A 12,056-nucleotide genomic window follows, 5' to 3' on the forward strand; every position below is an offset into this window, starting at 1 on the left:
GTGTGAAATCACACTCAATTCACGGGATCCGTAATAGCGGATTCATCGTGTATTCTCATGATCATAGGCTGCTCTATATGGCTGGCCAGTATATCACCGGCGAACTCGGCAGGCTGAACCTCGCCGCCCAGCGCGCTTTTAACCGCCAGATAAGGGAAGTTGATACCAGTCAGACAAGAAACATGCAGCCCGCCGGACATCCGGGGGTTAATCTCCAACAGCTTGGGAACTCCGCCGCCGTATTTCATTTGTATATTGTAATTATAAGGGATCTGATAGGTTTCGGCGACACGCTTCGCAATATTCCCCAGTTCGGGAATATGCTCCATAACCCGCAGCCGCCCGTTGTCCTTGCGGCGCGGCACGGCGGCAAGCAGCCTGCCGTTCTCGTCCGCCAGACAGTCGATACTGTACTCATACCCTTCCAGAAGCTCCATAACCATCAGGGCAGGAAATGAATCCACTCCGGAAAGGACGCGGTAAGCCTCATCAAACGAAATATGCTGCGTCACATAACCGAAGAGCTCTTCTATAGGGCTGCGGCTGTTATTAATGATGCGGAAGCCAAGTCCGCCTTCTGTTTCGGTAGGCTTGAAGCAGACCTCATGCCCTTTGGCTACAAGATCCTCGTAAGCCGCCTTGAATTGTTCCGCTGTATCAACGACATGATAATCGGGAATTTCCATTATCCCGCTATCTTTAACCTTGCTATAGAACTTGCCCTTATCCAGAATCATCTCCAGCAGGTCCAAATCGCGGCAGACCAGCACTTTTGTGCCGATGGCATCGAACATTGCAGCATGCAGGGCGATATCCATCATATGCAGACGCGGGATGAAGATATCAATCTCATTGCGGCGGCAGAAATCAACACAGAACTGCACGTATTCGATCCCTTCCAGAGCAGGTTCAGTTCCTGCAACGTCAGCGCCTTGCAGCGACATATGCCGGATATCGGGGTGGGTAGCAAAGATTTGAACAGGAATGCCGTCCTCATTATTCCGTATTAGATTCATATAATGAAAAGCCACGGAGAACCAGCGGTTGAAATAAATATTTACCTTTTTCATTGCGGCCCAACTCCCAATGTCGTTAGATTGTTATAAATCTTCTGAACATACTGCATGATTTCTTCCCCGGCATGGACGCCCGACAGCTCTGTAAAAGGATAGTTCAATTCTACTAGAGTGGCCTGCTGCTCGGCAAATATTTCCCCATGCCTCGGGGCAATGGCATAATCCGCACTCTCCAGCAGACATTTGTCCAGCAGGGAATCCCCCGAAGCAACCATCGGCTCCGAATGAACCGTGCGGCGCACATGAACAATCGCATCGCTTTTGTTCACAGCCTCCGGCACTACATACAGCTTGCGGCCCTGCAAAGAAACCTTCCAGCCCAGCCCAAGCAGACGTTCTGCCAGATGGTTAATCTCATCCAGGGGCAGGAGATCGCGGTACACCATAAATGTATAGAACAGCTCATCGCAATACCGTTCGTTGATAATCCATTCCGGACGCACCACCGATCGTACAAGCTTTCCCACTTCTTCAGCGGCAGCTGAATTGCGTTCCACCAGCCTGCCGATCAATGCCCGCCACTGCTGATCTACCACTCCGCGAACCAGAATGTTGCCACCGTTGCTGGTGACGGCATAATCCGGAATAATCGTCTCCTGGAACAGGTTGATCCGCTTATACTCCGCAATAGTCCGCGTAGTCACTGGCATGAAGATGATACTTGCGGTGAGCTCCTTCAAGCGTTGCAATGCTGCGTGTGAAATATAGGAGACCGTTTTGCCGTCAATAATTTCAGCCGGCACCAGTCCCGGTGAATCCTCCGGAACAAGCAGCGCGCCCAGGGAATAGATCAGGGTACGGTCTAAATCGCTGGCGTAAATCAATCGCTTTCCCCTCCTTTCAGCGGCTGGATAATTCCGCAGCAGGAATAGGTAAGCCCGGGATACACTTCTACCGGAACCCCCCGCTCCTCCGCCAACAGCAGAATGTGGCGCAGATTCGGGTTATCCATAGTATCGACAAGAATTTTCCAGGGTACTCTGCGCAGCAGCACACGCGTCGTCTCTCCCACGCCCGGCTTGACCAGATTGATGTTATCAATGCCGAACGTTTCCTGAATACTCTGGACATCACGCATTCCCTGCCAGGTAATCTCCGGCGGCGCTTTCAGCATGCCTGCAGCGATTGCCGCAGCATCTGCGGTTACGAAAGCGAAATGGGGGGTGATCGCTTCGATAAACACATTGGAGAGGTCACTGTCCAGCCATTCCCTATAGAATTTCGCACCATGGAACTCCTCCGGGCCGATCAGATCCTCCCGCAGCACCGTACGGCTTATGAGTCCCGACACCGTCGAATTCAAGCAGGCGCTTGGGATCAGATAATCCTCCCTGGTCCCGAAGGTCTGCGAACAGCTTCCCGGATCCGCAAGTACAGCAAGATCGTCATTCAGCGCAATCCCGTATTTCTTATAGAAATCGGCACAGGATTCAATAAGCACCTGGGTGATTGCGCCTTTGCCCGTCCAGCCGTCAATAAACTGCAGATTGGCATCCGCACCATGCTGCTGCAGCATGTAGAGAATTGCGTTCTCATCCATGCCTTTGCCGCGGATAATCGAGATGCTGTAGTGCGGCAGATCCACGCCGTACCGTTCGGCAATATAGCGTTTAATCAGTACGCCAATCGGCGTTCCCGCTCTGGCCAAGGAGACCAGCACCGTATGGTCTGTACCCCGCCGGGATACGATCAGCTCGGAGACAACCGCAACCGCCTGCGCGACCTTTACCGCAGAGTGCCGGAGTGTCTCCTGAAACAATGCAATATACGGCTCCGTCGGCTGGTATTCCACAGGAAGCATCTCCGAATAGCTCACCCCGGACTGGATGGCTTTCTCCCGCTCCGCCGTACCCAGCTCCAGGGAAACATTACTGAGATCCTTAAGCAGAAAACGAACATCTGATGGAGGATAGCTGCCAAGCGGAACCGGAGGGGCTATTCTTTTGCTCATGATCGTTTCTCCGCTATCCGTTCCCTTCATCAGCGGGCACCTCCACTTCCAGTTCAGGGCCCAGTACAATCAGATGCACCTTGTTGCCGGCCAGTCCCTTCAAAATATCCATCATCGGCTCAATCCGTCTATGGGGTACATCCCGCTCCAGCAGCACGAAAATATCACCATATTGGCCGGGGTCCACATTGTAGATATAATTCGTAATCCCCGTGTCTGTGGCCGATGGATAAGCAGCCGCGCTATGCACGCCATAATCCGGCCGGCGATCCGGATGAATCGGGCTGCGGGTAGACGACTGATAGGCAACCCCTTCCCCCAGTTCGGCCGCAATCCGCATAGGCAGATACATAAATTCACCGACACCCATCACCAGGGCAGAGGGGCTCTCGCGCAGTTTGCGAAGCTGCGCCGCCACCTGTGCTGCGCCCTTGTCGATCCAGACATTATCCTCCGAGCTAAGGCCGAAGCGGCCGCTAAGCTTCAGATACGGCGAAGTGTTGATTTCCCCGCGTGAGTCGGTAGAGCTTACTGCCAGCCGCTCCAATCCGTCCCGGATATACGTAGTCACAACAGGCGCCTCACGGGCTGGCTTCTCCTGTCCTTTACCGGCTTCAGCATCCAGCATAGGCGTCCCCTTCACATCAATACAACCCTGCAGCAGAGACAACGCCTTAATCTGAATCCCGAGCTCCTGCTCCAGATCACGGTAAGCCTGAATATGCCCTTCGCTTCTCCAATCCAGCAGGGAAGCTACTACGTATTCCTTGCGAGGGAACTTAGACTGGATATCCCGGATCGTGTTGATCGCCGTATTACCGGTCGTAATTTCGTCATCTACGAGCACAATCGGCTCTTCTCCAGACAACAGGGCGGTGTCCAGGGCATAACAGAGATGATCAACCGCATGGGAATGCTCTTCTTCAAAGCTGATAATTGACGCCATCTCCGGAATGTCTTCACGGGTGGTATGAATATATGACGCGCCTCCGGCAAAAATGTTGTACATGCTATGACCCAGCGCCGTAGCAGTCTCGGCAAAACCTACAAAAACGACCGGCTGCGGAAGCACCAGCTGAGCGGCCAGCAGCTCATGATAGGCCTCCTCTGCCTGGAGGGGGTGAATGAGGCCGTGAACCGCCGCATTCAGCAGCTTGTCCATCGGCTCGTTGGCGGCAGCCTTAGCCCCGCCGTTCATTTCCCGGTACAAAAGCAGCCCTAGCGCAGCTCCGCTAAGCAGTGGCGTATAGGGCATTACCGGAATATGCTTGCCGAGCACCTTGCTGACAAAGAGAAAGGAACGCTTTTTATTGATCCGTGCAGCCATGGAGAATAAAGCTTCAACCGGCATATCAAAGGGGTTGGATGTTTCGGTTACCGTAACCTGCAGGTTCTGGACGATATTAAACGTGTGTATATTCGTTCTCGGGTAGAAGTAAGGTAAAATGCTGTTGTTCATGTAACACCCCGTATATTTGAGATCGTAGTAAAATACGTCTTGCCCAGTTCAGATGTGGCTTAATTTCATTCATTTTGTTGTAGTATTCGCTCTTGAATACTCCACGGCTGCCATCGTTGCTCTCTACAATGCTTAGTGCATCCACATATTCCTCATGCATCACTGTATACATGGCCTGCACGGGTCTTAGATGGGAAGGATGAATAATCGTCTTACCGACAATCCCGTTTTCTTTATCCAGAATCACTTCACGGATCAAGCCGTCCATGGCGCTGGAATTATAATTGCGCTGCATCTCCCGGCCCTGCCTGCCGAAGGCATCCTCAAAGGCAGTCTGACGCAGCTGCGGGCGGAGCCCCTGCTGTCTTTTGCCGGCAAAATACTCCCAGACCGGTCCTGAAATGACATACCCCTCATCCACCCGGCCAAAGACATTAATAATGTCCGATATACAGTCGCGGATCGGCATCAAATCATAAATGCTGATATCTGGACTGCGGCGCAATCCGAACAGACTGGAGAAATCAGTCGCTCCGATTCGGACATTCAGCACATAATCACGGTAGTCGCCAAGCAAATTACGGATGGCCAGCAAGCTGTCCGTCCGGGTCTCCCGGTAAATAATCGGGGCGCTTTCCAGAATCGGCATGCCATACAGCACAGGGGCAAGATAGCTGCGTGAGCTGTTATAATCGGCAATCGCCTCAAAGTACTCCACACCATTGTCCACTGAGAACTTGGGGAAGACAAAACCAGTGAGCATTGTAATAAACGATCCCAGCCGGAAAATCAGCTTCTGCAGCTGCTCTGGATTGCGGACGCGGATAAATAGCAGGGGAAGACTATTTCGGGGATCAGGCTCATTCTCGGCATAAGCCGACAGAAAGGAAAGATGCCTTACCACTGACTCTTCAGCGTAATCAACCTCTCCATCGCCTATCGCATCCTCCAGATCAATTATGACCGTCACCAGCCCCGCAGCTCTGAGCTTCAGAATATCCTCAGCCACAGTGGACCGGGTAGCCGGCATATAGAGGGCGGCCCCAACAGCGTAAGCCAGCAGTTCCTTGCTTGTAGTATGGTTAAATGAAACAGGCGGAGAGTAGAATAATGACGTTTCTTGCTCTTGCGTCAGGTAATCGAAGTATCTCAAAGGCCTTCCCCCTTATAGTTTTGCAAAGCGGAGCAAAACAAATAGCCTCTCCTTATAGAGAGCTGCAGAACCGGCTATGCCGTCCTCTCGGGGACGGCTTCCGGCTCTCTCAAATACAAGCAAAGGCCATGCTATTCCATATACGATTACCCGGGATAAAAGGGAGTCTCACCTTCCCTGTGAGGGTCCTCTTTATCCTATGAAACCTTGAAATTACGCGTTTCTGTTCATTTCTTTCTTTTTCTTTCCGGAACTGTACAGAATGGTCCCCACAAAGACCGCAATCAGAATGGTGAAGAAAATGAAATGCGGCATTTCAAATCCGAACGCTCCAGCAAGCATTTTGCCTGCAATCAGGGCAATTAACAGGAACGCCGTCTGCTCCAGTTCAGGGAACTTGGCAATGAGCTTCAGGAACACCTGCGCCACACCCCGCATCATCAGCACGCCGAGGATACCGCCCAAGAAAAGTACCCAGACTTTGTCGCTCAACCCGAAGGCAGCTACCACGCTGTCAATACTGAACGCAATATCCATCAATTCAACCAGCAGTACAGTTTTCCAGAAAGAGGTGCCTTTGTGTTCTTTCCCTTCTTCACCTTCGCCGGATTCATTTCGCTTGAATAATCCTTTATAAGCGATATAAAAGAGATATAATGCCCCAAGGACTTTGACGAGCGTAAACTTAATCAGGAATGTCCCTAATCCGATCGCCAGGAATCTAAAGAGGTAAGCTCCCAATATCCCGTAAAACAACGCCTTCTTCTGCTGTTCTTTCGGCAAATGCTTAACCATTACCGCAAGCACAAGCGCATTATCTGCCGATAGCAGCCCTTCGAGCAAAATCAAGCTCCCGATAATCCCCCAGCTGACCGGGTCAGAGAGCGTTCCTACAATGTCGCTCCAAGAGAAAAAGTGCCCATAATTCTCGCTGATACTTCTAAAAAAATCACTGAACCAATCCATTTTGCTTGCGCCTCCGGAAAAATTAAATTATTTACTACCCGCTACCCAGCGCAGTCCCCAGCCATAGGCCTGATCCATCTCCTGATGGCCGCTGAAATATTGCACAAGCCGTTCAATGCTGAATGTATCGCCTACGTTCCGGATCAATGCAATAGCGCACATGCCCTTCCGGTTGTTATGCTCGTCCAGATTCACAATAATCTCCGGACCCCCAGCCTGAGTGATGGTGACAACTCCATCGGCTTCAGACCAGTGCGTAACCCCCTTGTAAATAAATGAAAAGATTAAAATTCGTTCTATTTCCGCAAGCTTACTTCCGTTTATACGCAAGTTCTCGCCGGATGTTACGGTGCCTGTCCGGTCATCGCCATCGAGCACCACATAAGGCGGCTGCTGAAGATTTCCAAAAGCATTTCCCAGCGCTTGAACGACTCCTTTGCGGCCATTCTTCAACTCGTACAGGCAAGCGAGATCCAAATCCACGCCCCCTTTACGGCTGAACAACCCACCGCCTTGCTTCTGATTCCAATTCAGATTGATGAGCACTTCTCCAAGACCGGCAGCTGATTTCTTCAAATTTATGGAATCGCCCTTTTTCTTCAGCTCAATCTTCTTGAGATTGAGATTCAGAGGCGGCGCAGAAGCCTCTTCAATCTTCGATGGTGCAGGCGGTACAACTGGCGGAATACTCCGGGATTCTTGCACAGGCGGTACGGATGGCCGTACCATTTCCGGTGCAGGACCTTTCTGCGGTTCATGGAGTTCAGGAACCGGATCATCTTCGACCTCAATTCCATAGTTAGCGCACAAGGCTTTAAGTCCGCCGTTAAATCCAGCCACAATAGCACTGAATTTCCACTCACCGCCATATCTATATAATTCTCCTACTACAACAGCTGTTTCCACAGAGAAATGATTTTCAAGATTACAGCGCAAAATCTCCATACCCGTCGCCCGATCCAGAATCCGGCAATGGGCCTCGCTCATCTGCCCGAACATTTGATTGCGGTTTTCGCCATCGTACAGTGTAATTGCAAATGCAATCCTCATCGTCTGAGCAGGAATGGTATCCAGCTCGATTTCAAAGTGTTTAAGACCGCTTGATTTGGTACCGGCTACATCCTTATATCTGATGTACGCCGTAGATGGATTGTTGTAAAAGATCAGATCTTCATCGCTACGCACTTTGGCTTGTTCTCCAAGCAAAAATGCAGAGGCATCAATTTCCATAGAGGACGGAGCCTGCCAGCCAATCTCCACGATAATAGAGCGAAGCCCGGGATTTGCTTTGGTCAGGTCTGCCTTCTGGCCCTTAACCACTTCAATATTCATTCTTAAGCCACCTTTGTAAATGGATAAGAGTATAAAAAGGGCAGGATCGAAGAGATCCCGCCTTTCAAGCCTTTGAAGCTGTTATTGCGCGTCCAGTCCATAGTTTCTGCATAGAGCACTTAGGCCGCCGGCAAATCCGCTTCCAATTGCCTGGAATTTCCAATCGGCACCATGCCGGTAGAATTCACAGAATACAACAGCTGTCTCCGTTGAGAAATCTTCACCCAAATCATATCGCAGCACTTCGCGATCGCTGGAAGCGTCCACGACACGAACAAATGCATTGGACACCTGTCCAAAGTTCTGTGCCCGTGCATCACAATCATAGATCGTTACCGTGATCCCGATACGCTGAATATGTGCAGGAACTTTGCTGAAATCAACAATGATCTGCTCGTCATCCCCGTCGCCTTCTCCTGTACGGTTATCCCCCGTATAGGTTAAGGAGCCTGCGCCGCCGGTCGGATTATTGTAGAATACAAAGTCGTCCGCCCCTTTGGCCTTGCCGTCTTCATGCAGCAGGAACGCTGAAGCATCCAGGTCAAAATCCTTGCCGCCACTGTATTTGTTCGTATCCCAGCCGAGTCCCACCACTACCTTCGTCAGACCCGGATTAGTCTTGGTAAGATCGATCCGTTGTCCTTTAGAAAGACTGATCGTCACTGGCATCAACCCTCTTTCGTGAATGGTTTCATCTAAGGTCTAGATGTCTAGGTTGGCTGCAGTAAATTTTATTGCAGTCCGTAATCGCGTGTCAGACCGGCAAGACCGTCTTTGTAGCCTGCGCCGATAGCATTAAATTTCCACTCTGCGCCGTGACGGTACAGTTCACCAACTACCACGCCCGTTTCAACGGAGAAATCTTCACCAAGGTCGAAGCGGATCAGCTCCTCATTGTTCTCCTCGTTGACGATACGCACATAAGAACGGGATACTTGTCCAAAGTTCTGGCTTCTGGACTCCGCTTCATAAATGGTAATGGTAAAAGCAACCTTCTCCACATCAGCAGGGATGTTCTTCAGATCCACTTCAATCACTTCATCATCGCCATCACCTTCACCGGTACGGTTATCGCCGGCATGAACAACAGAAGCATTCTCATTCTGCTTATTGTTGAAGAAGATGAAGTTGCTTTCTTTCCCAACTTTACCTGCAGCATTTGTCAGAAAGACGGAAACGTCGAGGTCAAAATCCTTGCCGCCATCGTATTTGTTGGTATCCCAGCCGAGGCCGACTTTGATTTTGGACAATCCCGGATTGCTTTTAGTCAAATCGATCTTTTGCCCTTTGGATAAATTAATTGCCATAGTTATTAAACCTTCTTTCCGAAATTAGATTTAAATGTATCGTTCAGCCAATTGATTGATATGTGCGGCATGGGCACCTTCACCGATTGCGGCAAATTTCCATTCTTCGCCGTGCCGGTAAAGCTCCCCGCAGATCAGCGCCGTAAAGCCTGTGTAATTGTCGGTCAGATTAAACCGGATCAGCTCGGCATTTCCGGCAGCATTGATAATGCGGATATACGCCGATTTGATCATGCCGAAATCCTGCTTGCGGTTCACGGCATCATAAATGTTAACTACTACAAGTACCTTGTGCACATCGGAAGGGATCGCCTTCAGATTGACATTGATTTGTTCATCGTCCCCGTCACCATCACCCGTCAGGTTATCCCCGGAATGAACAACGGAATTGTTCGGATTCTGCTTGTTGTGAAAGCATACCAAATTCATCTTGCTGGTCAGCTTACCATTCTCGCTCAGCAGCAGCGCCGAAGCGTCGCAGTCCACATTCGCCTGTTTCTTCGCACCGAAGAACCCGCGGGCAGGTTCGGCAGGGTCCCAGCCCAAACCTACAATAACGTTAGCCAGCCCGGCATTTCCTTTAGTTAAATCAATCTTCTGTCCTTTTACCAAATTAATTCCAGCCAACTTTACGTACCTCCGTTTCCGAAAAGAATCACAGCCTGTAAGTCTAGCATTTTGGATGTTATACCACTCATACGGGAAAAAAACCAATCCGTTTCATCCGGTTAATGGATATTTGTTCCTGTCTTAGAGACTGAATTCGCTTGGACTTAGTCCCAGTACACTGCAGATATTCCGCACAACCGCTTTCTCATGCTCATCAAAATCACCGTCTGCTGCACCGATAGCCGAACACACACCAACAATTACGCGTCCAATTTCCGGCTTGCTGCTGAATTTAGCAATAGCTTTGAGTGCTTCCTGTTTGCCGATTTCCGGGGAAAACTCAAAATTGCTTACGTAGAAATTGAACTGGGCAATGACATCTCTCATGTCAAACACTTTGAGTTCATTGCTGAGATTCATATACCCCGCCATTTTGTTCTTTTCGGTTTCTTCAATCTTGCCATCAGCCGCCGCAACCAGCGCGCAGCCTGCAACTACCGCGTTCATGAAATCTTTATTTTTAAATTTCTTAACTTGTTCGGTTAACCCGCTCTTTGTTGTATTCAACCAATTTTTAAATGTGCTCATCGTATTCTCCTTCTATCATTATAGAGTATGATAAATAAAGATATCCCAGAGCCTCCTCTCCTTCTATTCGACAGATATTCTTAGTATTTGTCGATCCGTAAGTTTACTATTCTAATATAACCGATAGAAAAACAATATTCTAGTTTGCCACAATTTCACAGTACTTTCGACAAAAATTCCTTAGTTCTTTCATGTGAAGGATTGCCAAACAACTGTTCCGGGATACCCTCCTCAACCACCACGCCCTGTTCCATAAAAAGTACACGATCGCCTACTTCGCGCGCAAAACCCATCTCATGCGTGACTACAACCATCGTCATACCTTCACGGGCCAAATCCTTCATTACCGCCAGCACCTCACCGACCATTTCCGGGTCCAGCGCCGATGTCGGCTCATCGAAGAGCATAATCTTCGGCTCCATCGCCAGCGCCCGGGCAATTGCGACCCGCTGGGCCTGCCCGCCCGACAGGGATGCCGGATACATTTCCGCCTTCTCGCTTAAGCCGACCTTTTGCAGCAGTTCCAGCGCCTTCTGCCGCGCTTTGTCCGCAGGCCATTTACGAACCTGCATCGGGGCCAGCATAATGTTCTCAATGACCTTCTTGTGCGGAAACAGATTAAATTGCTGAAACACCATGCCAACCTCTGTACGGATATCGTTAATTCTTGTACTTTTGGCCATCAAGGAAGTTCCTTCAATGATGACATCACCCTCTTGCGGCTCCTCCAGCAGATTAAGGCAGCGTAAAAAGGTCGATTTTCCCGAACCCGATGGCCCGATTACCACCACAACCTCCCGGCCGTGGATATCCACGTTAATATCGCTCAGCACCTGATGGGCACCGAATGATTTATGTAAATGCCGTACCGAAATAATAGGCTTCATATAAGGTTACACCTTCCGTTCAATATAATTGAGCAGCTTGCTGAGTGAATAGGTAAGAATGAAATAGATAAAGGCAGCGGTCAAATAAGGCTCCCATATCCGCAAGTATTGGCCTTTCATCGTATTGCTCCAGTACATAATCTCTGGGGCGGCAATAAGCGCAAGCAAGGAGGAATCCTTGACCAGGACAATAAATTCATTCCCGAACGCCGGAACCATCCGTTTGATCGCCTGCGGCAGAATGATAAAACGCATCGCCTGCCATTTGCTCATTCCAAGCGACAACGCGGCTTCCCGCTGCCCAGGATCGATCGACTGGATACCGGCACGAAAAATCTCGGCGGAATAGGCGGCAGAATTCAGCGAAAGCGCGACAAATGAGGTCATCAGGACGTTGGTCGTGCCGTAAAAAAGTGGAATTACCCCAAAATGCACGATCAGGATCTGTACATACAGCGGTGTGCCACGAAAGAAGTTAATATAGGAATGGAACGGCCAGCGGAAATACCATTTCGGAGCCATTTTGCCGAAGCCCATCCCCAAGCCCAGGATCGAGCCGCAAAGAATAGATACAATAGATACTCCAATTGTGAATAACGTTCCCTTCAGTAAGACCGGCAAATAATGAACGATGATGTCGAATCTGAAGTCCATAGAATTCTTCCCTTCTCTTCTGCTCTAAATTTCAAAAAAAGAAGCATGCGCAATAGCAATCATTACGCACGCTT

General features: G+C 49.9%; 13 protein-coding genes. All 13 read right to left on the bottom strand.

Features of this window, described 5'->3' with window-relative positions; genetic code table 11:
• Positions 1–14: 14 nt before the first annotated feature.
• The 13 genes from NYE29_RS08090 to NYE29_RS08150 all read right to left on the bottom strand — a co-directional run bounded on the left by NYE29_RS08090 (position 15) and on the right by NYE29_RS08150 (position 11,982).
• Positions 15–1,070 carry an ATP-grasp domain-containing protein gene (locus NYE29_RS08090; RefSeq protein WP_340895288.1) on the bottom strand — a complete coding sequence of 352 codons (1,056 nt, stop codon included), beginning with the start codon at positions 1,068–1,070 and terminating at the stop codon, positions 15–17.
• Entirely contained in the window at positions 1,067–1,900 is an 834-nt protein-coding gene (locus tag NYE29_RS08095; RefSeq protein ID WP_038585059.1) for an HAD family hydrolase, read from the bottom strand. Before NYE29_RS08095 ends, NYE29_RS08090 begins: the two co-directional genes overlap by 4 nt.
• Positions 1,897–3,057 (bottom strand): cysteine protease StiP family protein, encoded by a 1,161-nt coding sequence (locus NYE29_RS08100; protein WP_340895289.1) that lies wholly within the window; start codon positions 3,055–3,057, stop codon positions 1,897–1,899. Before NYE29_RS08100 ends, NYE29_RS08095 begins: the two co-directional genes overlap by 4 nt.
• On the bottom strand, positions 3,041–4,354 hold the full coding sequence (locus NYE29_RS08105; RefSeq protein WP_340899644.1) for a phosphoribosyltransferase family protein: 1,314 nt from the start codon (positions 4,352–4,354) through the stop codon (positions 3,041–3,043). The genes NYE29_RS08100 and NYE29_RS08105 overlap by 17 nt, the downstream gene beginning before the upstream one ends.
• Positions 4,355–4,430: 76 nt before the next feature.
• A complete protein-coding gene (locus NYE29_RS08110; RefSeq protein WP_340895291.1) occupies positions 4,431–5,639 on the bottom strand; it encodes an HpcH/HpaI aldolase/citrate lyase family protein in 1,209 nt (402 codons plus the stop codon).
• 213 nt (positions 5,640–5,852) lie between these two features.
• Positions 5,853–6,605 (bottom strand): TerC family protein, encoded by a 753-nt coding sequence (locus NYE29_RS08115; RefSeq protein WP_038585053.1) that lies wholly within the window; start codon positions 6,603–6,605, stop codon positions 5,853–5,855.
• Positions 6,606–6,632: 27 nt separating this feature from the next.
• A complete protein-coding gene (locus NYE29_RS08120) occupies positions 6,633–7,937 on the bottom strand; it encodes a TerD family protein (protein ID WP_340895293.1) in 1,305 nt (434 codons plus the stop codon).
• An 81-nt stretch (positions 7,938–8,018) separates the two neighbouring features.
• The gene (locus NYE29_RS08125) at positions 8,019–8,600 is read right to left on the bottom strand and encodes a TerD family protein (RefSeq protein WP_038585047.1); all 582 of its coding nucleotides are present in this window, start codon (positions 8,598–8,600) and stop codon (positions 8,019–8,021) included.
• Positions 8,601–8,668: 68 nt separating this feature from the next.
• A complete protein-coding gene (locus tag NYE29_RS08130) occupies positions 8,669–9,244 on the bottom strand; it encodes a TerD family protein (protein WP_038585044.1) in 576 nt (191 codons plus the stop codon).
• Positions 9,245–9,274: 30 nt separating this feature from the next.
• Positions 9,275–9,871 carry a TerD family protein gene (locus NYE29_RS08135; RefSeq protein WP_038585041.1) on the bottom strand — a complete coding sequence of 199 codons (597 nt, stop codon included), beginning with the start codon at positions 9,869–9,871 and terminating at the stop codon, positions 9,275–9,277.
• Between the two features lie 123 nt (positions 9,872–9,994).
• Complete coding sequence (locus tag NYE29_RS08140) at positions 9,995–10,441, bottom strand: tellurite resistance TerB family protein (protein ID WP_076111584.1); 447 nt, start codon at positions 10,439–10,441, stop codon at positions 9,995–9,997.
• A 155-nt stretch (positions 10,442–10,596) separates the two neighbouring features.
• The gene (locus NYE29_RS08145) at positions 10,597–11,319 is read right to left on the bottom strand and encodes an amino acid ABC transporter ATP-binding protein (protein ID WP_340899646.1); all 723 of its coding nucleotides are present in this window, start codon (positions 11,317–11,319) and stop codon (positions 10,597–10,599) included.
• A 15-nt stretch (positions 11,320–11,334) separates the two neighbouring features.
• Positions 11,335–11,982, bottom strand: a complete 648-nt coding sequence (locus tag NYE29_RS08150) for an amino acid ABC transporter permease (protein ID WP_038585035.1) — start codon at positions 11,980–11,982, stop codon at positions 11,335–11,337.
• Positions 11,983–12,056 lie beyond the last annotated feature (74 nt).

The organism is Paenibacillus sp. FSL M7-1046 (assembly GCF_038007405.1).
Classification (GTDB): domain Bacteria; phylum Bacillota; class Bacilli; order Paenibacillales; family Paenibacillaceae; genus Paenibacillus_AQ.